The organism is Paenarthrobacter sp. TE3676, from assembly GCF_056279165.1.
In genome coordinates this window covers 31,655-55,241 of sequence record NZ_JBWBQU010000005.1, presented here as the reverse complement: position 1 = coordinate 55,241, position 23,587 = coordinate 31,655, and the positions used below count along the sequence as shown (strand labels likewise).

Below are 23,587 nucleotides of genomic sequence, written 5' to 3'. Positions count from 1 at the left end.
CGGCATCTCTCCTAAACGCTGTGCCTGTCCCTGCGCCACGCGCCAGGCGGTTCCTGGGCCACGGGCAAGGAAGCGAAGATGCCCCGGAGAATGCTCTGCGGCGTGTCGCCCGAACTCGCAGCCTTGCGGTCCAGGATGATCCGGTGGGCGAGCACTGATTCGGCCACGTCCACCACGTCATCCGGAAGGACGAAATCGCGGCCATCCAGGGCCGCCGTGGCCTTGGCCGCACGGAGCAGTTGCAGCAAAGATCGCGGGCTGGCACCAAGGCGGAGCCGGGCACTGTCACGGGTTGCCCGTCCAATGGCCACCGTGTACTCCTTGATGGCAGTGGAGACATAAACCTGCTGGACGGTGGCGATCATGGCAGCCACATCGGCCGCCGTGACCACGGGAGTCACCTTAATCAGGGGTGAGGACGCCTGATGTGTCTCCAACATCTCGATCTCGGCCTCCCTGTCCGGGTAGCCCATGGAAATCCTGGCCATAAAGCGGTCACGCTGTGCTTCCGGCAGCGGGTACGTGCCTTCCATCTCGATGGGGTTCTGCGTGGCCACCACCATGAAGGGCAATCCCAGCTGATACGAATGGCCGTCCACAGTCACCTGGTGCTCTTCCATGCATTCAAGCAAGGCGGATTGGGTTTTGGCCGAAGCGCGGTTTATTTCGTCGCCGATCACGATGTTCGCGAACACGGCACCGGGCCGGAACTCGAACTGCCGGGACGACTGGTTGTAGATGGACACTCCTGTGACGTCGGAAGGGAGCAGGTCCGGGGTGAATTGAATGCGGGACACCGTACAGTCCACAGTGCGGGCCAGCGTCTTTGCGAGCAAGGTCTTGCCGACCCCCGGCACATCCTCCAGCAGAAGATGACCTTGGGCCAGCAGCACAGTAAGGGCGAGCTTGGCGGCGTCGGCTTTTCCATCGATGACCTTATTGATGGAACCAAGGATGCGCTCGCTGGCATCGTGGAACCGTTCCGCGTCCATGACATGCGGCCTGTGCCCATTGAGCCCTGCGCCGTCACGGGGCAGGGGACTGTAAGCCTCGCCCTGAACAGGAGAAGGTTCAACGGTGACTTGTCGCTTGGACTCCATGAATTGCCCTTCAGCCGTGGCCTCCGCAGCAGCTGTCTTCGCTGAGCGCTGCTGGTGTTGGCCGCTTGTCCGTTCCAGACTACCCAGACATTGGCCTGCGCTAACATAGTGCCCCGGAATTTATGTGGCAAACGGAATTTATGGCTCGCTCCTCCCGGGCGCCCGGGGAGGACCGCGGTCCGAATAAGGTGGAAGCATGTGCAATTCCCTCGCTCCCGCACCTTACCGGGCGCCTTCCGACGCAGCAGACGAAAAAGACTCACGCCGGGAGTACCCGCCAGCGCCCGAACCCCTGCCTGTACCTGTGATGGACAATCACACGCATCTGGACTTCAGGCACGGCTTGATTGAGGTCTCGGTCCGGGACGCGATGGACTCCGCGGAAGCCGTTGGTGTGCAGGGCGCCATCCAAGTGGGCTGCGACCTCGAGTCCTCCAGGTTCACAGTGCAGGCGGTGGAAGCTGACCCCCGGCTACTCGGTGCCGTAGCAATCCACCCCAACGACGCCCCCGAATACGCGGCCCGCGGTGAACTGGAATCGGCGCTCGCCGAGATCGAGGCGCTGGCCGGTCATCCGCGGATCCGGGCCATCGGGGAGACCGGGCTGGACTTCTTCCGAACCCACGGTGAGGGGCTGGCCCATCAGCGGTACTCCTTCCGGCGACATATTGACATCGCCAAGAGGCTCGGGCTGACACTGCAGATTCACGACCGCGACGCCCACGACGACGTAGTGCAGGTCCTGCGGGAGGAAGGCGCTCCGGATCGCGTGGTGTTTCACTGCTTCTCCGGAGATGAGGAACTAGCCAGGATCTGTAACGGGAACGGCTGGTACATGTCCTTCGCCGGCACCATGACGTTCAAGAACGCCGGGAATCTCCGCGCTGCCCTGGCCATTGCCGAACCTGGCAGGATTCTGGTGGAAACCGACTCTCCGTTCCTCACACCGCATCCCCACCGCGGGCGGCCGAATGCGAGCTACATGGTTCCCTACACAGTCCGGTCCATGGCTGACGTGACAGGAGATGACTTGGCCGAACTTTGTTCGCGCTTGGCCGAAAACACCCTGAATGCCTACGGTTCGTGGGCCTAAGCCGCCTTTTTTGTCGACAAGGCGACTCCGGGCCTGGATACCCGGTATGCACGATTCTTGGTTCGTTTATAACGGATCGGTTACTGTGTTAAACAAGTAGCCGGGGTCGGGGAAGGCCTTCGGACAACTGCACCGGTTGATTCCGGAGCAATCAGTTGAATGTTTTTTGGCGGCGCAGATGCCGGCAGCAAGTGTAGGACCAGGTTTATTGCCTGGCCCTCCGTTTTTGCGGTCGGCATTACTTTTGCGCTTTTCCCCGTGCCCGGATGGTCTGAGAGTAATGGGCGATCGTGATCAAGTTCTTCACAACGGATGGCAAGTTCAGTTTCCTCAAGGTAGGTACCCAGCTGCTGGTGGTTGCAGCGCTGGTGGTTGGCGTCGTCGCCTTCGTCGGCAACAACAAGACCGTCACCCTCAACGTGGACGGCAAAGTGAGCTCCATCCAGACCTTCGGCGGCACTGTTGACCAAGTGGTCAAAGCAGCCAAGGTCGAGTTGAAGGACGCAGACCGCGTATCCCCGGCTCTTGACGCGCGGGTCGAAAACGGATCCGTAGTGAACGTCAACCTGGCCAAAGCCGTGTCCATTGAACTGGACGGCGCTCGGAAGACCGTGAACACCACTGCCCCTGACGTTGCAGGCCTGGTGAGCGAACTCGGTGTAGCAAGCTCCTCCGAAATCTCCCAGCCCAAAGAAGCGTCCTTGGAAGTCACCGGATCCTTCGTTTCCATCTCCACTCCCAAGACCATCAGCGTCGTAGCTGACGGCAAGGACACCAGCACCACCACGACGGCGGACGACGTCGCCACCGTGCTCAAGGACGCCGGCATCACCCTCGGTGCCAACGACCGCATCTCCCAGCCCGGCAATGCCCCCATCGTCCAGGACATGGTGATTAAGGTCTCCCGGGTGGACACGAGCAAGACCGCCGAAGCCACCGAAGAAGTACCGTTCGAAAGCGTGAAGAGTGATAGTGCTGAACTCTTCAAAGGCGAAGAGAAAGTGACTCAGGAAGGCGTGGCAGGGTCCCTGGTCAAGACGTTCAAGCTGGTCCTCGTGGACGGCCGTGAAGCGTCCCGCACCCTGGTCTCCAGCAACGTAGCCACCAAGCCGGTGACCGAAAAGATCAGCGTCGGCACCAAGGCCCGCCCCGTTCCCACCCCTGCCCCGCAGGCAGCAGCCGCAACTGCAGCACCCGCAGCCAGCGGCCCCACGGGCGCACCGAACGAAGCCATGTGGGACAGGATCGCCCAGTGTGAATCGGGCGGAAACTGGTCAATCAACACCGGCAACGGCTACTACGGTGGCCTGCAGTTCTCCAGCCCCACCTGGCTTGCCAACGGTGGTGGAGCCTACGCTCCCAACGCCAGCCTTGCCACCAAGGCTCAGCAGATTGACATCGCCAACCGCCTCTACGCCAAGAACGGCCTCAGCGACTGGGGCTGCGCCCACGCAGCCTGACCCCGCACAGGCGATACGATACCTAGGTGACTGAACCGAATTCCGAACCCGCCGCCGTCGCGCCCTTGATGGGAGCCACAGATATCCGACGGCTCGCCGAGGAGATCGGTGTACGCCCCACGAAAACCCTGGGGCAGAACTTTGTGATCGACGGCAACACCATCCGCAGGATTGTGGCCGCAGCCAACATTGGCGACGACGAAACCGTGCTGGAGGTAGGCCCTGGCCTTGGCTCCCTGACACTCGGTTTGCTGGACGCGGCCAAGGCCGTGGTCGCCGTCGAAATCGACCCCGTGTTGGCGGAAAAGCTCCCAGCGACTGTGCGCGCTTGGCGGCCCGGTGCGGAGGACAACTTCCACTTGGTGTTGTCGGACGCCATGAAGGTCACCGAACTGCCTTTGCCACCCACCGCATTGGTGGCCAACCTGCCCTACAACGTGGCCGTTCCGGTGGTGCTTCACCTGCTGCAGCATTTCCCCAGCCTCCAGCATGGCCTGGTCATGGTTCAGGATGAGGTTGCGGATCGCCTGGCCGCCACGCCGGGTTCCAAGATCTACGGTGTCCCGTCGGTCAAGGCGGCCTGGTATGGGCATATGCGCAAGGCCGGCGTCATCGGGATGAACGTCTTCTGGCCTGCGCCGAAGATCCATTCAGGTCTGGTCGCCTTCACCCGGCATAACCCACCGGAAACGCATGCCACGCGTGAACAGGTATTCGCCGTCATTGATGCTGCCTTCGCGCAGCGGCGGAAAACGCTGCGCGCGGCACTCGCCGGTTGGGCCGGGAGCGCCTCCGAAGCGGAGCGGTGCCTCGTGGCCGCCGGAGTTGACCCCACAGCGCGCGGCGAGGTCCTGGACATCCATGCCTACGTCAAGATCGCCGAAGCCCGCCACCCCGTGGACGCATGAACCCGGGTAACCGCAAGCCAAGCAGCCTCCCGTTCGTGGGGGATCGCTTTCATGCCCGTACGGTTCGCGTCAAAGCCCCGGGCAAGATCAACGTCTCCCTGAGCGTAGGACCGTTGCGGCCCGACGGATACCATTCGGTGGCCAGCGTGTACCTTGCCGTCTCCCTCTACGAGGAAGTGGCGGCCACAAGTACCGAGACCGAAGGAATCACTGTCAGCATCAGCCCGGACAGCACACTGGACCTGGACGGCGTGGACATCCCCTTGGACGAGCGCAATCTCGCCTACAAGGCTGCGGCCATCATGGCTGAAATGTCCGAGAAACCAACCGGCGTGCACTTGGAAATCACCAAGCGTGTCCCCGTGGCTGGTGGAATGGGCGGTGGCTCTGCAGACGCCGCCGCCACGCTGCTGGCCTGCGATGCGCTCTGGAACAGCGGCCTTTCGCGCGAGGAACTTGCGCACCTTGCAGCCGAGTTGGGCGCAGACGTGCCGTTCTCGCTCCTGGGAGGCACCGCCGTCGGGCTTGGCGTGGGAGATAAACTCTCGCCCGCGCTGGCCAAGGCGCAAATGGATTGGGTGCTGGTTTTTGCCGATTACGGGTTGTCCACTCCTGACGTGTTCCGAACCCTCGACGGGCTTCGGGACTCAGAAGGCGTGGAGATTCCCGAGCCCGTTGACGTGGACCCCACCATCCTCCAAGCCCTGCGGAACGGTGACCCCGAAACCCTCAGCCGCGTGCTGATCAACGACCTCCAGCGGGCCTCCATTACGCTCGCACCCCAGCTTCGCGACACCATCGGGCTCGGTGAAGCGCGCGGTGCCCTTGCCGGCATGGTGTCCGGCTCGGGACCCACCATCGCCCTGCTTGCCAGGGATTCTGTCTCAGCTAAGGTCCTTGCCGAAGAGTTGACCCACCGCGGACACACTGCCTTGGCGGTCCACGGCCCGGTGCCCGGCGCCCGGATTATCTCCGATACCCTCCTTTAGTACCTCCGCATTCCAGCAGTAGAAAGTAGTACCCATTGGCCCACCTGCTTGGCGGCGAAAACCTCACCGTTTCGTTCGCGACCCGCACTGTCCTCGACGGCGTCACCCTCGGTTTGGACGATGGCGACCGCATCGGCATGGTGGGCCGCAACGGTGACGGTAAATCGACACTCATGCGCCTGCTCGCCTTGCGTTCGACGCCCGACTCGGGCCGCGTCACCAAGCGCGGAGACGTCAACGTCGGCTACCTGGACCAAGGCGACGTGCTCGACGGCGACCTGACAGTAGGCGCTGCGATCGTCGGTGACCGCGCGGATCACGAATGGGCGGCCAACGCCAAGATCCGCGAAGTCATGGGCGGACTGGTGGGCGACGTCGACTGGCACGCCAACGTCCATGCTCTATCCGGCGGCCAGAAGCGCCGTGTTGCGCTGGCCAAACTCCTCATCGAAGACCACGACGTCATCATGCTTGACGAACCCACCAACCACCTCGACGTCGAAGGCGTGGCGTGGCTGGCCCGGCACCTCAAGACACGTTGGCGCGCCAACCAGGGCGCCTTCCTGGTGGTCACCCACGACCGCTGGTTCCTCGACGAAGTCTGCAACTACACCTGGGAAGTCCACGACGCCATGGTGGATATGTTCGACGGCGGGTACGCAGCCTACGTTTTGGCGCGCGCCGAGCGCGACCGTATGGCCGCCGTCGTCGAAGGTAAACGCCAGCAGCTCGTCAAAAAGGAACTGGCGTGGCTTCGGCGTGGTGCACCTGCACGAACCGCGAAGCCCAAGTTCCGCATCGAAGCTGCCAACGACCTCATCGCCGACGTACCCGATCCCCGCGACTCCGTGGCCCTCAGCAAAATGGCCACCGCACGCTTGGGCAAGGACGTGCTGGACCTCGAGAACGTCACCCTTGACCTCCTCGACGGCGAGGACGGACAGAAGCTCTTCGACAACATCACTCTCCGGCTTGCGCCGGGCGAACGTCTTGGGCTGGTGGGAGTCAACGGGGCAGGCAAGTCCACGCTCCTGAGGCTGCTGAACGGTGAAATCCAGCCGAGCTCGGGCAAGGTCAAGCGTGGCAAGACTGTGGTCACTGCCGTGCTGACCCAGGACGTCAAAGAGCTCGATGAAGTCTCGGACCTGCGCGTCATTGAGGTCATCGAACGCGAGAAGCGGTCGTTCAGTGTGGGCGGCAAGGAATTTACCGCCGGACAGCTCGTGGAACAGCTCGGGTTCACCAAGGAAAAGCAGTGGACACCCGTGAGCGACCTCTCCGGCGGTGAGCGTCGTCGACTTCAGCTCCTGCGCCTGCTGGTAGGGGAGCCCAACGTCCTTATGCTCGACGAACCCACCAACGACCTCGACACCGACACCCTTGCCGCCGTCGAAGACGTCCTGGACGGCTGGCCCGGCACCCTGGTTGTGGTGAGCCACGACCGCTACCTCCTGGAACGCGTCACCGACAACCAGATGGCGTTGCTGGGCGATGGCAAACTTCGTGGCCTGCCCGGCGGTGTGGACCAGTACCTCGAATTGCGCGAAGCTGCACTGGCCTCGGGCGCAGTTGGCGGCGGCTCAGGTGCTCCCACTTCCGCAAGTGGCGGCTCTTCGGGTGCGGCCGCTCCATCCGGTGCCAGCGAAGCCGAAAAACGCGAAGCCCGCAAGGACCTCAACAGGATCGACCGCCAACTCGGCAAGATCTCCCAGCAGGAAGAAAAGCTCCACACCCAGATGGCAGCCAAGTCCGAATCCGGTGACTTCGACGCCTTGGGGGAGCTCAACGCAAAGCTCCAGGAATTGCTCGAGGAGAAAGAGGGCCTGGAACTGGAGTGGCTCGAGGCCGCCGAAATCCTGGGCGAGTAGATTGAGCGGTGAGCGCCGTCTCGCCGTTGCTTAGCTACGTCCCAGGGGCACGCATCCTCCGCTTAGCAGCGGCACGCATCCTCCGCTTAGCAGCAGCACAGCGGCACGCATCCTCCGCTTAGCAGCAGCACAGCGGCGCACATCCTCCGCGTGCTGCTCCTTCGTCGCTTTGACGCACGCTTCCGGATGCCTGCCGCTGCGCCGACGGCCGATTACCAACCCTCTATCACGTTCCTCGGGTTTGCGGCGGACCCTCTCTCACATCCCAAGGGTTTCGGGTCGATCGTCTCTCACGTCCCTAGGGTTTGGGGTGGATGGTCTCTCACGTCCCTAGGGTTTGGGGTGGATGGTCTCTCACGTCCCTAGGGTTTTTGCGCTTGTTCGTAGCCTATGAGCCAGTGCAGGCCGTGGCGGTCCACTACCTGGCCGTCTGATGCGCCCCATGGTTTCGGCGCAAGTGGGTCCACGATTCGGCCCCCCGTCGGCGAGCTTGTTGAACCATTCGTGAAGGACTGCTGGTTCGGCTGCTCCCAGCAGTGAGAGCATGACTCCTTCGGTGCGGATGCTCTTTTCGCCGTTTGAAGTGTCAGATCCGCCCAATGAAACCACCCCGCTGAGGACTCCGTGGGCGATCGCATCAGAAGGACCGTCGGTGCGATTGAAATCCTCGAAGGTGTACAGGGAAAGCTCCCCGCCGAAGATCTCCGCGTAGAAACCAAGCGTGTCACGAGCCGTTCCCGGGAAACTCACATAGATCTGCGGTGCGGTCATGAGCACATCCTACAAAGTACCAAGCACCTGGGAGGTGAGAGAGGGTTGCCCGGGAGGCGCCGGGAGGTGAGAGATGGATGCCCGGGAGGCGCCGGGAGGTGAGAGAGGGTTGCCCGGGAGGCGCCGGGAGGTGAGAGAGCGTCGTGGCAGGCATCCGGCAGCGTGCGTCAAAGCGACGAACGAAGGAGCAGCACGCAGAGGATGGCTGCCCTAACGCGGGTGGCAGCCCCAACGCAGAATAAACCTAGTCCCCGCTGCGGAGCTCAGGCTCTTTTTGGAGCCCCGTGAGGCCGTTCCACGCCAGGTTCACCAAGTGAGCGGCGACAGCCCGTTTGTCGGGAGTGCGGCTGTCCAGCCACCACTGGCCTGTCATGGCCACCATTCCCACGAGCATCTGCGCATACATGGCTCCGTCCGCGGCGCTGAATCCGCGCCGCGCGAATTCGTCGGAGAGAAGGTGTTCCACCCTGGCCGTCACGTGGGTGAGCAGCGTGGAGAAGGCGCCCTCGGGCTGTGAGGGCGGGGCGTCGCGCACGAGGATCCGGAAGCCGTCGGTGCGGTCTTCGATGTAACCAAGGAGTGCCAACGCAGCACGTTCAACCAGTACGCGGGGCTTCGCTTCGGTGCTGAGGGCCTCGGTGATGGAGTCCAGGAGGATCCGGAATTCGGTCTCCACCACCTGCCGGTACAGGCCTTCCTTGGAGCCGAAATGCTCGTAGATCACGGGCTTGGAGACTCCGGCGGCGGCAGCGATTTCCTCGATGGTGGTGCCATCCAGTCCCCGGGCGGCGAAGAGGGCACGACCGATGCCGACGAGTTGTGATTTCCGCTGCTGTCCGGTCATCCGTATGCGCACTGCCGGGCCGCTGGTGACATGCTCTGCGGGCTCGGAGGCGGCCGCTGGCCGGGGGAGTTCAGTGCGGTTGCTCACGTGTCCATCATGCCCTAAGTGACCGCTGGAACGGGCGCAGGGCGGGTCCTCCGGGAGCGGAAGTGTGAATCCCGGAGCGTCCTCGGGGTGGTCAAGTCGCGAAGCATGCATTGGTCATGGCAAACTAGATTCTTGTGTGTGCATCCCGGTGATCCGGGAAACCCTCCGGGCCGCAAGATCCGGGGGACGAATCATGCACGGTCCGCTCTGGTGTAATGGCAGCACCCCGGCCTTTGGAGCCGTGGAGTATAGGTTCGAATCCTATGGGCGGAACGGTCGGAAAATGCTCTCCTTCTCTGTACCTGTAGCGGCTCTCACGGTGCCTGGGTCCATTGCTGGATGGCAGCATTCCGAAGCCGGGTTACCCGGGACATACCGAGCAAGGAGAGCCAGTACGTGAGCCCCGAAACCACCGGTCCCGCAGCGGTGATCGTTTTGGCCGCAGGTGCCGGAACGCGCATGAAGTCGCGGACTCCCAAGATCCTCCACGAAATCGGCGGCCGCTCCATGGTGGGCCACGCTCTCCTCGCCGCACGTGCCATCAACCCGTTGAAGCTGGCCCTGGTTGTCCGGCACGAGCGTGACCGCGTAGCAGAGCACGTTACCGGGCTGGATCCGGAAGCACTCATTGTTGACCAGGACGACGTTCCCGGCACAGGCCGAGCAGTGGAAGTGGCACTCAACGCGCTGGACGCCGACGGCGAACTTTCCGGCACCGTGGTGGTCACCTACGGCGACGTCCCGCTGCTGACCGGTCAACTGCTCGGTGAACTTGTGGCAACGCACGAGGCTGAGGGCAACGCCGTCACGGTCCTCACCGCGGTGCTGGACGATGCAACCGGCTACGGCCGGATCCTGCGCGCCGAAGATGGCACCGTCACCGGTATTCGTGAGCACAAGGATGCCAGCGAAACCGAGCGCACCATCCGCGAGGTCAACTCCGGTATCTACGCTTTCGACGCCGCCGTTTTGCGCACCGCACTGGCGAAGGTCACCACGGACAATGCCCAGGGCGAAATGTATCTGACCGACGTCCTCGGGTTGGCCCGTGACGCAGGTGGCCGGGTAGCCGCCGTCGTGACTGAGGACCGCTGGCAGGTTGAAGGTGCCAACGACCGCATCCAGCTGTCCGCGCTTGGTGCAGAGCACAACCGCCGCATCATCGAGTCCTGGATGCGTGCCGGCGTGACCGTGGTGGATCCCGCCACCACCTGGATCGATTCCACCGTCACGCTCGATGAAGACGTCCGGTTGCTGCCCAACACCCAACTTCACGGTTCCACCACGGTGGCGCGCGACGCCGTCGTTGGTCCTGACACAACCTTGACGGACGTCAGCGTTGGCGAAGGCGCAAAGGTGATCCGTACGCACGGTTCGGGTTCCACCATCGGTGCCAAGGCAAGTGTCGGACCGTTCACGTACCTCCGCCCCGGCACGGTCCTGGGCGAGACCGGCAAGATCGGCGCGTTCTACGAAACCAAGAACGTGACAATCGGCCGCGGTTCCAAACTGTCCCACCTGGGCTACGCCGGTGATGCTGAGATCGGCGAAGACACCAACATCGGTTGCGGCAACATCACGGCCAACTACGACGGCGAGAAGAAGCACCGCACGGTGATCGGCTCGGGCGTCCGCACAGGTTCAAACACGGTCTTCGTGGCACCTGTGACAGTTGGCGACGGCGCTTACAGTGGCGCCGGCGCGGTCATCCGTAAGGATGTTCCCGCGGGAGCCCTCGCGCTCAGCCTGGCCGCACAGCGGAACGCCGAAGGCTGGGTAGCGGCCAACCGGCCGGGCACCGCCTCCGCGAAGCTGGCCGAAGCCGCGCAGGAGCCGGCGTCCGCATCCACATCTTCACAATCCCCGGCAACCATAGAAGAAGGCAAACAGGCATGAGCGAAATTACCGCACACGGCGAGAAGAAACTGATTCTCGCCGCCGGAAGGGCGCATCCGGAGCTGGCGCAGGAAATCGCGAAGGAGCTGGAGACCGAGCTCCTGCCCATCGACGCCTACGACTTCGCCAACGGGGAAATCTACGTCCGTTCGGCCGAGAGCGTGCGAGGCACTGATGCCTTCGTCATCCAGGCCCACCCGGCTCCGCTGAACAACTGGCTCATGGAGCAGTTGATCATGATTGACTCGCTCAAGCGCGCCTCTGCCAAGAGGATCACGGTTGTTTCCCCGTTCTACCCGTACTCCCGCCAGGACAAGAAGGGCCGCGGCCGCGAGCCCATTTCCGCCCGACTGGTTGCCGACCTTTACAAGACCGCCGGCGCGGACCGCATCATGTCCGTTGACCTGCACACCTCGCAGATCCAGGGCTTCTTCGACGGTCCTGTGGACCACCTGATGGCAATCCCGCTGCTGGCCGACTACATCCGCACCAAGGTGGAAGCGGACAACATCACGGTTGTTTCGCCTGACACGGGCCGCGTCCGGGTAGCCGAGCAGTGGGCTGAGCGCCTGGGCGGTGCCCCGCTCGCGTTCGTTCACAAGAGCCGCGACCTCACCGTCCCCAACCAGGCAGTCTCCAAGACTGTTGTTGGCCAGGTTGAAGGCCGCACCTGCGTCCTCATCGACGACATGATCGACACTGGCGGAACCATCTCCGGCGCCGTCCAGGTCCTGAAGAACGCCGGCGCCAAGGACGTCATCATTGCCTGCACGCACGCGGTCTTCTCAGATCCCGCCGCGCAGCGCCTCGCTGATTCCGGTGCCCGCGAAGTCGTGGTCACCAACACGCTGCCCATCCCGGCGGAGAAGCGCTTCCCGTCGCTGACGGTGTTGTCGATCGCACCGTTGATTGCCCGCGCCATTCGTGAAGTGTTCGACGACGGTTCGGTCACGAGCCTGTTCGACGGCAAAGCATAGCGCCGGACTGCTGAATTTGAGCGGGCCATCCGCCGCCTTCGGGCGTGCGGGTGGCCCGTTTTCATTGCCCGTTTTCAGAAAGGGTGCGAACCGCTGCTAAACTCTTGGGGATACCTTGGCGAGGGAGAGCACATCCGGTCCGCATTTGTGGACCAGGGTTGCGGGTCTCCGTTATCGACTGGGTCTGCATCTCCTTCAACACAGGCGGAACGGCTGCTCGGCGGCCGATCTCAGCCGGGCGTAGAAGGTCTCCAGACCTCCGCCCTTGCTGATAGACCAGCCCGGACTTCCCGGGTGCCACAGTAATCAAGGAGTACACATGTCTGAGCAGAAGCTCACCGCAGAACTGCGCACCGAATTCGGCAAGGGTTTCGCCCGCCGTGCACGCATGGCCGGCCAGATCCCGGCTGTCATCTACGGTCACGGCGCAGAGCCCATCCACATCAACCTGCCGGGCCGCGCCACCACGCTGGCAGTTCGCGTTTCCAACGCCCTGCTTGCAATCGACGTCGACGGCGAGCAGCACCTTACGCTCGTCAAGGACATCCAGCGCGATCCCGTTAAGCAGATCATCGAGCACGTTGACCTCCAGACCGTGAAGGCCGGCGAGAAGGTTACCGTCGACATCGCCATCCACGTTTCCGGTGAAGTTGCTCCGGGTGCTGTCGCCAGCCTCGAAGCCACCACGGTTTCCCTCGAAGCTGAAGCAACCCACGTTCCCACCGCCGTCGAGGTCAACATCGACGGCCTCAAGGCCGGCGAGAGCATCCACGCTTCCGACCTGGTCCTTCCGAAGGGTTCCATCCTGCTCACCGAAGGCGACACCCTGGTGGTCCGCATCGCTGAAGCCGCTGGTGCTGAGGAAGAAGAGAGCACGGAAGCTGCCGCTGAGTAGTCTTCTGACTGCTTGAGGCTTACGCCGTTGAGTGGCCGGGCACCCTTGGGGTCCCGGCCACTTCTTCTTTGCCACCCACCATCCCTGCTGATCAACCGAACCCTCCCTAGGATGAGACCATGACTGACACCTGGCTGATTGTCGGCCTCGGCAACCCCGGCAGCGAGTACAGCAACAACCGGCACAATGTTGGCCAGATGGTGCTGGACGAACTGGCTTCCCGCATGGGTGGGAAGTTCAAGGTCCACAAGGCTCGCGCCCAGGTGGTGGAGGGCCGGCTGGGTATTGGAGGTCCCCGTGTGGTGCTGGCGAAGCCCATGACGTACATGAACGTCTCAGGCGGACCCGTAGCTGGGCTGTGCAACTTTTTCGACATCGCACCGGACCATGTCATAGCCGTCCACGACGAGATCGACATCCCTTTTAACACGGTCAAGCTAAAAATAGGCGGCGGTGAGGGCGGGCACAACGGTCTGCGGGACATCTCCAAAGCACTTGCCACCAAGGACTACCTGCGTGTCCGTGTAGGGGTGGGCCGACCGCCGGGCCGCATGGAGACGGCCGACTACGTCCTCCGGGATTTCGCCACCGCGGAGAAGAAGGAACTGCCGTTCCTCGTGGACGAAGCGGCTGACGCAGTGGAGCTGCTCATGGACCAGGGCCTGCTCGCCGCGCAACAGAAGCACCACCCTGCCAAAGCTTGAGCAAATCTTGAGGAAAGCCTGAGGAAAGCCTGACGGTCCCGAGGACCTTAAGGCCTACAAACTGTGGGCCCCCGGCGGTAGTGTGCATCTTACGCAAGTAAGCGGTGGGGGACTGTCGCGGATGTGTAGCTAAGGATGCGGATGTCGGCGGAGTTGCTAAACAGGAGCGGGGGAGGCGCAGCGAGAGCTGCGGCTCCCGATCTTGTGGGCGGCCCAACAGACCGTCAAACATGGTCGCTGTTGGCCCGGAGCCACGATTTGTCCAAGGCGGGCAAACACCTCGAATCGCCCGACTCCTACGGTGTGGTCCTAACAGGGGAACGGGGAATCGGTAAATCAGGCCTGGCAAGGGCAGTAGTGTCCTCTCTTGGTCCCAAAGTCCACAGCCTCCAGCTGCGCAACACCGTAGCAAGCGGCCAAACCCCCTATGGATGCCTTGGTTTCCTGCTGGCCCGGTTGCCCTCGGGTGCCGTGGGCTCGCCTACGGGCATCCTGCATGCGGTCACTAACCTGATCAGGACAGAAGCCGCGGGCCGCGAAACTGTCTTCATCGTGGACAACGCCGGCGGCATGGATCCCATGAGCACGGGCGTTCTGTTGAACCTCATGGCCACCGGCACCGCGAAGGTCATCGCCACCGTCCAACGCGCCAGCGACCTTCCAGCTGATTTCCATCGTCTGGTCCTTGAAGGAACGCTGGGTGAGGTACATCTGAATACCCTCAGCGAGGAACAGACCAAGCAGGTCCTGGGTTCGGTCCTGGGGCATTATGTCTCTTCAACATTGGTAGGTTCACTTCACTCCGCCGTGGGTGGTAACCCCATGCTCCTGCATGCGCTTCTCGAGGAGCAACGGCATACCGGCAACCTCGTTCTCAATGACTCCGTCTGGACTCTCCGTGACCGAATCAAACTTGAGGGCGCCACGGTTGTGGAGGACTTTGTCCGCTCCAGACTGGCGCGCGAACCGCAAGCCAGCAGGACCGTCGTCGAAATCCTGGCTTGTGCGCAGCGCGCAACACTGTTGGATCTGGCCGACATCTTCGGCACCGACGTTCTGGTGGAGATGGAAGAGTCCGCCCTGCTGACCATTGAAAAGGATGGGGACCACTGGGTTTCGCTCCGGGACCCGTACGTGGGCGAGGTAGTGCGCGGCTGGTTGAGTACCCGCCGCATGCGTGAGCTGCGGTTGATGCTGCACGGTCCCAAAGAGCCGGAACTCCAAGCCTTGGCACCGCAGGACCTCCTCAGCTATGCGGCATGGATGCATGCCTCCGAGGACGAGCCCGCGCCGTCACCCGCGCATGCACTTGCGGCCGGGCGGGCCGCGTTGGATGACTATGACCCCAACTTCGCCATTCAGTGCACGCTGTCACTGGACCCGAAGGACAGCGAATGGGTGCCCGGGCAGCGGCTCAAAGCTGCGGCCTACCTGTTGCTGGACCTGCCGTTGCACGCGGCCCAGGCCCTGGATGAGGTGTCCGACTCCCACATCGAGGCTTTGGAGCCATTGGAGTTCGCTGAAGTCATCGCAGCAAAATGCCAGGCGATGACGTGGATCGACGGTCGGTCAGCAATGGTGCCGGGGGTTATCGCCGCCGGTCTGGAGACACTCGAAGCCAAGGCCGGGGATTACCCGGCACGGGCAATGACGGCGGCGCGCAACCGACTCCGGCTCTGCAGCTACGAGTACCAAACCTACATGGGTGAGTACGCCGCCATGATTGACGCCTTGGAGGAGGAACAGGCCAAGGATCCCTCGGAGGACCGCGAACACTGGCTTAGGTCATCCTTCTTCCTGATCGAGGCCCGCTGCATGCTTGGCAGGGAGTTGGAGGCACAACACCTTGCGCGAACCGTTTCACGGCACTTGGGGGACACGGACCGCCCCGCACAGCTGGAGGAATCTTTCGCGAGGCACGCGTTCCTGGTCCTGTTGTTGTCCGGGCAATGGCGGAAGTGCATCGAACTCATGCGCCGCACACCCTCAGGGTCCTCACGCCTTCAATACCGGGGTGCGCTCACTGAACTGGGCGTTGGGCTTGCGTTCGCTTATGCGGGCAAGCCCGCCAGCGCAATCGAACCCCTCCGCTCGGCCGTTGCGCAATTGGAGCTCCGGCCCAGCATGAACATGAACAAGGTTGCCTATGCAGCCACCGCTTTTGCCTACGCTCAACTGGGCAATTCCGTGGAGGCAGGCCGGTACCTGGACCTCTACAGGACCTGCAGGGGGGTGGGCACGTATTTCTCCGAATCCGTCGCTGAGTTCTGTGCGGAGCTGGCCGGGCGGTGGATGGGTGACCCTGATGTGAAGCAGCGGCTCCTGGCCCGGGTGCGCACAGACATCGAGCAGCAGCGCTTCACCACGGCCGGCATCTACCTTTTTGGCGCCACCGTGGAAGGGACAGACGAGGAATACCGGTTGCTGGAGGATATTGCCGGCCGCCGCCAAGGGCCCTTGGCCAAGATTTCCGGCGATCTTGCGCGTGGCGCCCTGACCAAGAGCTCCCGCTCATTGCTGGCGGCCGCTGATGCTGCAGCATCCCTTGACCTGTTGGTGGTGGAAGCCCGGTGCGTGGCCATGGCACTTGATTACGCCAGGGACGCCGGGGAAACAACAGCGGCCCGAACGGCGCAGCTGAGGCTTGAACGGCTGGAACATTCGGTCCCGGCATTGCCGATCCAGCCACGCAGCGACGCGCCGGTGTTAACCGAACGGGAACGCCAGATTGCTAAACTCGCGGGAAAGGGTGTCAGCAACCGTGAAATCGCGATGGATATTGGGGTGTCTGTGCGAACTGTAGAAGGTCATCTGTACCAGGTGTTCACCAAGCTCGGCGTATCGTCTCGGGGCGAGCTCAATGGACTGCTGTGAGGCAAGCGGCGAAACTTCCGTAGACATGGTGTGGGTTGCCCATGCAGGCTGAGCACCTTGTAGGGCGGGACGCCGAACTGGAACTCGCCATGGAGATTCTGCGTCAGGAAGGCGCCGGGGCCGTGCTCCTGGTTGCGGATCCCGGCATCGGAAAGACCGCCCTGGCAGCCGAAATCGCAGCGCGCCTGGCTGGGGAAATGGTGGTGATGCGGGTTCATGGGAGTCCCGCTTTGTCCGCCGTGCCCTACGGCGTCCTTGCCCCGTACTTACTGGACCTTCCTGTTGAGCAAGCAACGTCGCCTGTGGCGATCCTGCGTGAGTTCTGGTCCCAATTCGAGAAACGGCGTGGCGGCGAAGGAGCGCGCCTGCTGTTGATCGTGGACGACGCACACGACCTCGATGAAGGCACTACGCAGATTCTCGCCGAGCTGGTCACTGCGGGATGGGCGCGGCTCGTAGCCACCAGCCGGCCCAGGCCGGGTTTGCCCGCGGCCCTGCTTCAACTCTGGTACGACGGACTGGCAGAACGGCTGGAGCTCCACCCGCTGGACAAGCAAACGGTCACGGAGCTGGCAGAAAAGACGCTCGGCGGGACCGTCATGTCCAGCGCGGTTGAGGTCCTGCACTCAGCGTCCGAAGGCAACCCATTGCTGCTTCACTGCCTCCTTGAGGACTCAAAGTCTGAGGGAAACCTGGTACGCCGGAACGGAGTCTGGCTCCTGACCCGGGCACTCTCCGGCAGCGGGGAAAGCCTGGCCGAGGTAGTCCGCAACAGGGTACTTCGGACCAGCGAAGCTGAAAGGGAGGCGATGTACATCATCGCCCTGTCCGAGCCCGTCCCTGCCGCTGTGCTGGATACGCAAGTGGGCAGGGACACTGTACGGGCATTGATGGACAGCCGGCTTGTACTGTCCGCCAATGGAGCCGGTGGGCCCCTCAAAATGTGGCACCCCATGTACAGTGAGGCGCTGCGCAAGATCGTTTCGCCTGCCCGCAGCCTCCAAATCCGCCAGCGCATGGAGCAGCAATTGCCCACGGAACCGTCCACAGCGGAGGGACTGCTCCGGATGGTGAGCTGGGCCCTGGACTGTGGCGCCGACGTCGAGGATGAACGGCTGCTGCAGGCAGCATTCCTGGCCGCCAAGCTGCTTCAGAATCCCTTGGCGGTAGCGGCAGCGGGAAAAGTTCGGTCGGAGGCGCTGCGTCCGCGGGCGAGCGCGGTCATGGCCATGGTCCACTACAACGACGGCGACTACCGCCGTGCCGCCGGGTTGTTGGAGGAAGGCTCCGGGTTCCTGGACGCTGATCCGTCGCGACCTTTGGGCGCAGGCCTTCTGTGGGCTGCAGCGCGCACTGCCGCGGGCGATCCGTCAGCTGACATCGTGGCTGATGTGCGGACCGCTGCCAAAGCCCTGATTGGTGACCGGGAGATCTCGGACCCTGTTGTCCGGCAAGTCGAAAGGCACGTGCGGGCGCTGGAATTGGCAGTGCTCGCCAATGACGGCCGCTATGAGGAACTCCGTGAGGGCCTGGACGGGTTCGCGGAAGCGCTCGGGGATGATGGGCCTGACCTTGCCATGAACCGGATTTTCCTGCTGGCGATGCAGTGTGAGCTCCTGACGGTGGAGGGACACCCCGGGCAGGCTTTGGAGGCTGGCCGCGAAGCCTTGCTACTGTTGGAAAACGATAATGACCTCCTGTACTTCAGCGACTTTGTCCTGCTGCGATACACCCTGGCCGCCTTGGAATCCGGAGATTGGGTAGCGGCCGCTACAGCCCTTGACCGCTACGCCGCCGGTTCGGCCATGGGACTTATCTATTTTGGTGGAGGCGTCGAAGCGCTCAAAGGCATGTCACTGTTGCGCCAGGGCCGCCTGGAACAGGCAACGGAGCTGCTGACGCCCGCCGTCGAAGCGCTGCGGGTCAGGGACCCGCTGCAGTTGCGAAGCCTTGGAAACGCCTTGGCGTTCTATGCCGCAGCCAAGTCCGGCAACACACTGCTTGCCCGGCGCCTGGAAAGGGAGCAGCGAGCGGCGGCAGGCGCAGGCGCCTTCGTGGAAGCACTCGCGGAAGTGTTCAGGCTCGCAGGCCAGGAACTTCTCAACAAAGGCACAGGCCTGCAGAAATTGAGCCGACTTCCGGAATCCGGGTATCTGCACCGGTTGCCCGGCATTTTGCTGCAGAACCTGGTCCTTAGGGCCGAGGTCGGGGACGTGCAGGCCATGGAGTCCATCCAGGAAACGGCGTCGCCGATGGACGGGGGCTGGGCAGCCGGCTGGCAGTCCATGGCGGCCGCACAGTTGCGCGGTGACGGCCAAGGGTTCGTGAATGCGGGCAATCTCTTGGCTGCTTCCGGAATGCCCGGGCCCGCCGCGGTGGCCTTCGACAGGGCTGCTGTGACCTTCGACGCTGAAGGCAAACGGCCCGAGGCGCGGCAAGCAGCTGTACTGCGCGATGTCAGCGAGGCCAGCCTGGGCGATGCCCTGGTTCATGACCCGCACACCGAGGCGGACCGGTCCGTGCCATTGACCCGACGTGAGCAGGACATCGTGGCATTGGCCGTCTCAGGACTGACCGATCGCCAGATCGCCGAGAAGCTCATGGTGTCGGTCCGGACCGTGGAAGGTCATTTGTACCGGAGCTACGCCAAACTGGGCATCCGGCGGCGTGAAGATCTGGGTGCGGCCGTCCGTCACTGACGCGCGCTGCTGAGTACCCGCTTCAGGGCCTCCCGGCCCACCTACCCCCGGAATCCCGCGGGATTTACCAAATCAATGGAGTAATGCGCGGGTATTCCGTGTCCAAACCAAGTAGTGCCCCGTCCTGGGACTGAGTACAACAGAGTATGGCGGCACCAAAAGCTGCCCGCTTTTCGAGTACCAACTACTGATGTACGCGATGTTGCGCCCCGGCAATATTGATCTTGGAAGAACGGTTCAGCCCCAAGCATCACCGGGATTCCGAAAGTCGCATCACCCGCATCGGAGGTCTCTTGAGCCGATGCTCCGGCCGCCGCAAGGTGGTCCGGCCCTGTACGAAGCCGGCGGCGACAGAGTCTTCTGAGACCGAGACTCTCCCCCCAGCCGCCGCCGGCTTCTAGGCCAGGGACCCCGCGTATCGCGGCCCCCCACCCCCTCCCGCATCATGGGACTGCTGCTATTGGAGTGTGCATGTTGCCGGACCCCTGGCTGGACGAAGACACCGTCACAGCAGGGCTGAGGCCATCAACACTCCCGGACAGGGCGCAGCTGCTCAACCTCATACTTTCCGCCGTTCCATCGGCTTCCACCAGTGGGATCGTGGTGGTGGGAGAGCGGGGCTCGGGAAAGAGCCACCTTTTGCTCTCCCTCAAAGAGGGGCTCCCCAAAACCGTGGATGTCCGCACCTTCACCGGAAAGCCTGAACTTAAGGCACTCCACTTCGGCGCATTGGGAGCCGTTTCCGCAGGCGAAGTGGAGGAGGCTGTAGCTCCGGGCCTCCACGTGCTGCGGGCCCTCACCAAAACTTTGGGACCAGCCGACTACTTGTATACACCCCCGCTTGGGCGACGCCGGAACAAGCGGCACGCTCAACCGACCCGGCCGCAGCTGGTCCTGTTGGTGGACGACATCCACTACATCGATCCAGCCTCACTGGCGGTCCTGTTGCAACTCATCCCGGGCTTCGGCGCAACCTTGGTGGCTACGGCGGAAAGCCGCTACCCGCTCCCGCAGGACCTCTACCAGCTCTGGGAAGACGGCTTCCTGGAGCAGTACTTCCTGCCGCCCTTCAGCTTCAAAGAGGCTCACGCTCTGTGCGAGACAGTCTTGGGCGGACACGTCCAGCGACGAGCAAGCAGCCTCCTCGCTGCCATGAGCGGCTTCAACGTTGGATTGCTTTGCCTCGCGGTGCATGACGCCCGCCGCTCCGGTTTCCTGGTGCAGATGGATGGTTTCTGGACCATCGATGTCCGGGCGCACTGCGACTGGCCCAGCGTGGTTGAGCATGTCCGGGCGGAGAACGTTTCCCGCCCGCCGGAAGAACGCCAGGCGCTGGAACTCATCGCGCTGGCTGAGCCCGTGGCGTTGGAGGTAGTGGAGCGCCATTTCGGGCAGAAGGCCATGGAGCATCTCTTCACGAACCATGACATCAGGTTGTTGCCGGGCCGGCCCCTGCTGGTCCGCACGAGCTCCTGGCTGCGCGGGGAAGGAACCCGTTTGTCCGTGCCGCGGTCCCGGAGCCTGGCACTCCGGCTGGGTGTGGAGGAGCCGGCGCTGACTGTGGAGACGGCACCCGCAATGCTGCGATGGATGACATGGACCCTCGACTGCGGACTCAGCCTCTCCGACGAGCTTCTCTTGGCCGCCGCTCCCGCCGCTGACAGGCCGTCCACGGCCGAACTCGCCCGGAGGTTTGCTTCAGCAGTGACGGGCGCGGATCACGCAGACGAGGCCCGACTGCTCAGCACGCGGGCGCTGATCGCCGAGGGCCAGCTGGCGGAAGCAGCTCCGGAACTTCGGCGCTTGGCGGCCGCGGGTGGGTCCCTTGGTGTGAAGGTCGACGCCGCACACAGACTCATGGCCCTCGGATTGCTGGGTGCCGCGCCTGGTGCCGTGCCTCTCGAAGCGGAGCATGCTGGGTTGGAGCATGTGGGGCAGGCGCCCGGCAGCCAGGGCTCCGGGGAGCCCGCTGACCCTGCCGCCCTGATCGTGTGGAATGTGCTGGAGGCGGAGCGCTTGCTGCTTTCCGGCGCGGCGCCGGAAGCGCTGCAGGGGTCCTCTGCTGCGATGGGAGCCATCAGTGCTGACCCGGCGATGGAGATGTTCCTGCCGGGGACGATGCTTCGGCATGTCGTGAGTCTCCGGTACAACCTGGCCTGGGGACTGGTGGACCCGCTTTTGGACTGTCCCGCCGAGTACGCCCTGCCTCTGCACCTTTCGGCATGCCTGGACGTCGCCCGCGGTTACGTCCAGCTCAGCCAGGGGCTTCCGCGCGCAGCCCGCGTCACCTTGGAGCCCGTCCTCGCTGAACTGCACGACGCCGGCCTACCGCCGGTACTCGCCCTGGCGGCGGCCATGCTTGCCTACTGCGAGGCGTGGTGCGGGAACTCACTCCAGGCCATGGCACGGGTCCAGCAGGGCAAGGCCGCGCAGGAAGCCGCTCGGAACACTGCGAGCCCTGATGGCCTCTTGCTACAGCTCAGCACCGTGTATATCGCGGCAGCGCAGGACCAAGCCTCCGTCACAGCAACTCATCTGTTGGCTTTGGCGGAAAGGTTGCACTCACAGGGGAGCACTTTGATGGAGGCTGAGGTGTTGTCGCTCCTGACACTTAACGCGGACAGTACCGCCGTCGACGATCTTGAGATCCTGCGCCGCCTGGGCGCTCTGGCCGCCACCCTCCACGGCGCGGGCGGTGCGGCGCTCGGGAGGTTCGCATCGGCCTTGACGGAGAACGACCCCAAGGCCCTGGAATCGGCTGGGCGGAGCTTGTCTGCAGACCGGCAGTTTGCCCACGCAGCACTTTGCTATTCGCGCGCGGCCAGCGGTTACGAGGCCAGGACGCGCGCTGCCGCGAGTCGTCGGGCCTCGGTGCTCGTCGAGCGGCTCAGGAGTGCCTTCGACAGCGGGATGGTCCCACCGCTGGGATGGGTGCCGGGGCGGGCCGGCAGCTGACGTGCTGTACGGCACACCGCCGGGTAGGGGCCAGCGTGGGATAATGAGGAGTCCCTGAAGGATTTCCAAGGAGCGCCCCTTGACTGCCGTATCAACTCCCGCCTCACTGCAGCGGTCCATGCATGCCATGGACAACGCGGAGGTGTTGCGGATCCGGAACGATTTCCCGGTGCTGGATCAGCTGGTCAACGGCAAACCCTTGATCTACCTCGATTCCGGCGCTACGTCGCAGAACCCGCTCAGCGTCATCGAGGCCGAGCAGGAGTACTACGAACAACGCAACGCCGCCGTTCACCGCGGTGCACACCATCTTGCGGTGGAAGCCACCGAGGTCTTTGAGGACGCACGCCATACCGTGGCGGACTTTATTGGCGCGCAGTACGAGGAAACCGTTTGGACCTCCAATGCCACGGAGGGACTCAACCTCATCAGCTACGCGCTATCCAACGCCGCTCTGTGGGCTGCCCAGGGGCGCGGTGGTTCCGGTCTGAAGGACCTGGCGATCGGTCCGGGCGACGAGATCGTCGTCACCGAAATGGAGCACCACGCCAACCTCATCCCCTGGCAGGAACTGGCCTTCCGGACGGGTGCCACACTGAAATACATCCCCGTTACGGACGACGGGATGCTCCGGCTCGATGCAGCGGGCGAAATCGTGGGGGAGCGGACCAAGCTCCTTGCCTTCACCCACGCATCGAACGTCCTGGGCACCATCAACCCGGTACCCGAACTGGTAGCCATGGCCCGACGTGTGGGTGCTTTGGTGGTCCTGGACGCTTGCCAGTCCGTTCCGCACATGGCCGTTGACGTCAAGGAACTGGACGTCGATTTCGCCGTTTTCTCCGGCCACAAAATGTTGGCCCCCACCGGCGTGGGCGTGCTGTACGGGAAGCAGGAGCTCCTGGATGTCCTGCCGCCTTTCCTGACTGGCGGGTCCATGATTACCACGGTCACCATGGAACGGGCAGAGTACTTGCCGGCACCCCAGCGGTTCGAGGCCGGAACCCAACGGATCTCCCAGGCTGTTGCGCTCGCAACTGCCGTGAACTATCTCACCGAGACGGGTATTGATCGCATCCACGCTTGGGAAGCGGAACTCGGCCAGCGTCTGGTGAAGGGGCTGGAAAGCATCGACTGCATTCGCGTGGTAGGGCCGGCGTCCGGTTCTGAACGAATCGGACTGGCAGCCTTCGACGTCGCCGGGGTCCACGCCCACGACGTCGGACAGTTCCTTGATGACCGCGGCATCGCCGTTCGCGTGGGCCACCACTGCGCCCAGCCGCTGCACCGCCGGCTCGGACTCACGGCAACCACCCGCGCTAGCACGTACCTCTACAACACCACGGATGACGTCGATGCTTTCCTCGACGCTGTTTCGGGTGTCCGGGCTTACTTCCAAGCCTGACCCGCGGCACGGGCCTTCGGCCGCACAGCCGTCACCCAACGATTTCCCCTAGAAGAGGCAAC

15 protein-coding genes, 1 tRNA gene and 1 pseudogene are annotated in these 23,587 nt (G+C 63.5%); 14 read left to right on the top strand and 3 right to left on the bottom strand.

From position 1 onward, the window contains the following. Nucleotides 1-11: 11 nt before the first annotated feature. Entirely contained in the window at nucleotides 12-1,100 is a 1,089-nt protein-coding gene (locus tag ACZ881_RS13070) for an AAA family ATPase (RefSeq protein ID WP_178997928.1), read from the bottom strand. 196 nt (nucleotides 1,101-1,296) lie between these two features. Between ACZ881_RS13070 and ACZ881_RS13065 the strand changes: the two genes are divergently transcribed. The 5 genes from ACZ881_RS13065 (at nucleotide 1,297) to ACZ881_RS13045 (ending at nucleotide 7,418) form a co-directional block, all read left to right on the top strand. Beyond that, the gene (locus ACZ881_RS13065) at nucleotides 1,297-2,193 is read left to right on the top strand and encodes a TatD family hydrolase (RefSeq protein ID WP_364308312.1); all 897 of its coding nucleotides are present in this window, start codon (nucleotides 1,297-1,299) and stop codon (nucleotides 2,191-2,193) included. Nucleotides 2,194-2,483: 290 nt separating this feature from the next. Then, a complete protein-coding gene (locus ACZ881_RS13060) occupies nucleotides 2,484-3,653 on the top strand; it encodes a transglycosylase family protein (RefSeq protein ID WP_476116057.1) in 1,170 nt (389 codons plus the stop codon). A gap of 26 nt (nucleotides 3,654-3,679) precedes the next feature. After that, entirely contained in the window at nucleotides 3,680-4,561 is an 882-nt protein-coding gene (gene rsmA / locus ACZ881_RS13055) for a 16S rRNA (adenine(1518)-N(6)/adenine(1519)-N(6))-dimethyltransferase RsmA (RefSeq protein WP_091466175.1), read from the top strand. Beyond that, entirely contained in the window at nucleotides 4,558-5,550 is a 993-nt protein-coding gene (locus ACZ881_RS13050) for a 4-(cytidine 5'-diphospho)-2-C-methyl-D-erythritol kinase (RefSeq protein WP_476116055.1), read from the top strand. The genes rsmA and ACZ881_RS13050 overlap by 4 nt, the downstream gene beginning before the upstream one ends. A gap of 35 nt (nucleotides 5,551-5,585) precedes the next feature. Then, entirely contained in the window at nucleotides 5,586-7,418 is a 1,833-nt protein-coding gene (locus tag ACZ881_RS13045; RefSeq protein WP_476116053.1) for an ABC-F family ATP-binding cassette domain-containing protein, read from the top strand. Between the two features lie 362 nt (nucleotides 7,419-7,780). Here ACZ881_RS13045 and ACZ881_RS13040 read toward each other — a convergent pair. Then, nucleotides 7,781-8,189: pseudogene (locus tag ACZ881_RS13040) on the bottom strand (VOC family protein). Between the two features lie 244 nt (nucleotides 8,190-8,433). Continuing rightward, nucleotides 8,434-9,033 (bottom strand): TetR/AcrR family transcriptional regulator, encoded by a 600-nt coding sequence (locus ACZ881_RS13035; protein ID WP_091467603.1) that lies wholly within the window; start codon nucleotides 9,031-9,033, stop codon nucleotides 8,434-8,436. A 288-nt stretch (nucleotides 9,034-9,321) separates the two neighbouring features. On the opposite strand from ACZ881_RS13035, the gene ACZ881_RS13030 reads away from it, so the two are divergent. The 9 genes from ACZ881_RS13030 to ACZ881_RS12990 all read left to right on the top strand — a co-directional run bounded on the left by ACZ881_RS13030 (nucleotide 9,322) and on the right by ACZ881_RS12990 (nucleotide 23,525). Beyond that, a tRNA-Gln gene (locus tag ACZ881_RS13030) sits at nucleotides 9,322-9,393 on the top strand. Nucleotides 9,394-9,516: 123 nt separating this feature from the next. Next, nucleotides 9,517-11,016 carry a bifunctional UDP-N-acetylglucosamine diphosphorylase/glucosamine-1-phosphate N-acetyltransferase GlmU gene (glmU, locus tag ACZ881_RS13025; protein ID WP_476116051.1) on the top strand — a complete coding sequence of 500 codons (1,500 nt, stop codon included), beginning with the start codon at nucleotides 9,517-9,519 and terminating at the stop codon, nucleotides 11,014-11,016. Then, a complete protein-coding gene (locus ACZ881_RS13020) occupies nucleotides 11,013-11,993 on the top strand; it encodes a ribose-phosphate diphosphokinase (protein WP_011774071.1) in 981 nt (326 codons plus the stop codon). The genes glmU and ACZ881_RS13020 overlap by 4 nt, the downstream gene beginning before the upstream one ends. A gap of 319 nt (nucleotides 11,994-12,312) precedes the next feature. Then, complete coding sequence (locus ACZ881_RS13015) at nucleotides 12,313-12,888, top strand: 50S ribosomal protein L25/general stress protein Ctc (protein WP_091466180.1); 576 nt, start codon at nucleotides 12,313-12,315, stop codon at nucleotides 12,886-12,888. Between the two features lie 119 nt (nucleotides 12,889-13,007). Beyond that, a complete protein-coding gene (gene pth / locus ACZ881_RS13010) occupies nucleotides 13,008-13,592 on the top strand; it encodes an aminoacyl-tRNA hydrolase (protein ID WP_476116047.1) in 585 nt (194 codons plus the stop codon). A gap of 141 nt (nucleotides 13,593-13,733) precedes the next feature. Continuing rightward, nucleotides 13,734-16,466, top strand: coding sequence for a helix-turn-helix transcriptional regulator (locus ACZ881_RS13005; RefSeq protein WP_476116045.1), 2,733 nt, complete (start codon nucleotides 13,734-13,736; stop codon nucleotides 16,464-16,466). Between the two features lie 41 nt (nucleotides 16,467-16,507). Next, nucleotides 16,508-19,165, top strand: a complete 2,658-nt coding sequence (locus ACZ881_RS13000) for an AAA family ATPase (protein WP_476116043.1) — start codon at nucleotides 16,508-16,510, stop codon at nucleotides 19,163-19,165. Between the two features lie 471 nt (nucleotides 19,166-19,636). After that, nucleotides 19,637-22,120 (top strand): ATP-binding protein, encoded by a 2,484-nt coding sequence (locus ACZ881_RS12995; RefSeq protein WP_476116041.1) that lies wholly within the window; start codon nucleotides 19,637-19,639, stop codon nucleotides 22,118-22,120. A 79-nt stretch (nucleotides 22,121-22,199) separates the two neighbouring features. Next, nucleotides 22,200-23,525, top strand: coding sequence for a cysteine desulfurase (locus tag ACZ881_RS12990; protein ID WP_476116038.1), 1,326 nt, complete (start codon nucleotides 22,200-22,202; stop codon nucleotides 23,523-23,525). Nucleotides 23,526-23,587 lie beyond the last annotated feature (62 nt).

Coding starts and splice junctions, on each gene's coding strand:
- ACZ881_RS13070 (WP_178997928.1), bottom strand. CDS start 1,100: ATGGAGTCCAAGCGACAAGTCACCGTTGAACCTTCTCCTGTTCAGGGC.
- ACZ881_RS13065 (WP_364308312.1), top strand. CDS start 1,297: ATGTGCAATTCCCTCGCTCCCGCACCTTACCGGGCGCCTTCCGACGCA.
- ACZ881_RS13050 (WP_476116055.1), top strand. CDS start 4,558: ATGAACCCGGGTAACCGCAAGCCAAGCAGCCTCCCGTTCGTGGGGGAT.
- ACZ881_RS13035 (WP_091467603.1), bottom strand. CDS start 9,033: ATGACCGGACAGCAGCGGAAATCACAACTCGTCGGCATCGGTCGTGCC.
- ACZ881_RS13020 (WP_011774071.1), top strand. CDS start 11,013: ATGAGCGAAATTACCGCACACGGCGAGAAGAAACTGATTCTCGCCGCC.
- ACZ881_RS13015 (WP_091466180.1), top strand. CDS start 12,313: ATGTCTGAGCAGAAGCTCACCGCAGAACTGCGCACCGAATTCGGCAAG.
- pth (WP_476116047.1), top strand. CDS start 13,008: ATGACTGACACCTGGCTGATTGTCGGCCTCGGCAACCCCGGCAGCGAG.
- ACZ881_RS13005 (WP_476116045.1), top strand. CDS start 13,734: ATGTCGGCGGAGTTGCTAAACAGGAGCGGGGGAGGCGCAGCGAGAGCT.
- ACZ881_RS13000 (WP_476116043.1), top strand. CDS start 16,508: ATGCAGGCTGAGCACCTTGTAGGGCGGGACGCCGAACTGGAACTCGCC.
- ACZ881_RS12995 (WP_476116041.1), top strand. CDS start 19,637: ATGTTGCCGGACCCCTGGCTGGACGAAGACACCGTCACAGCAGGGCTG.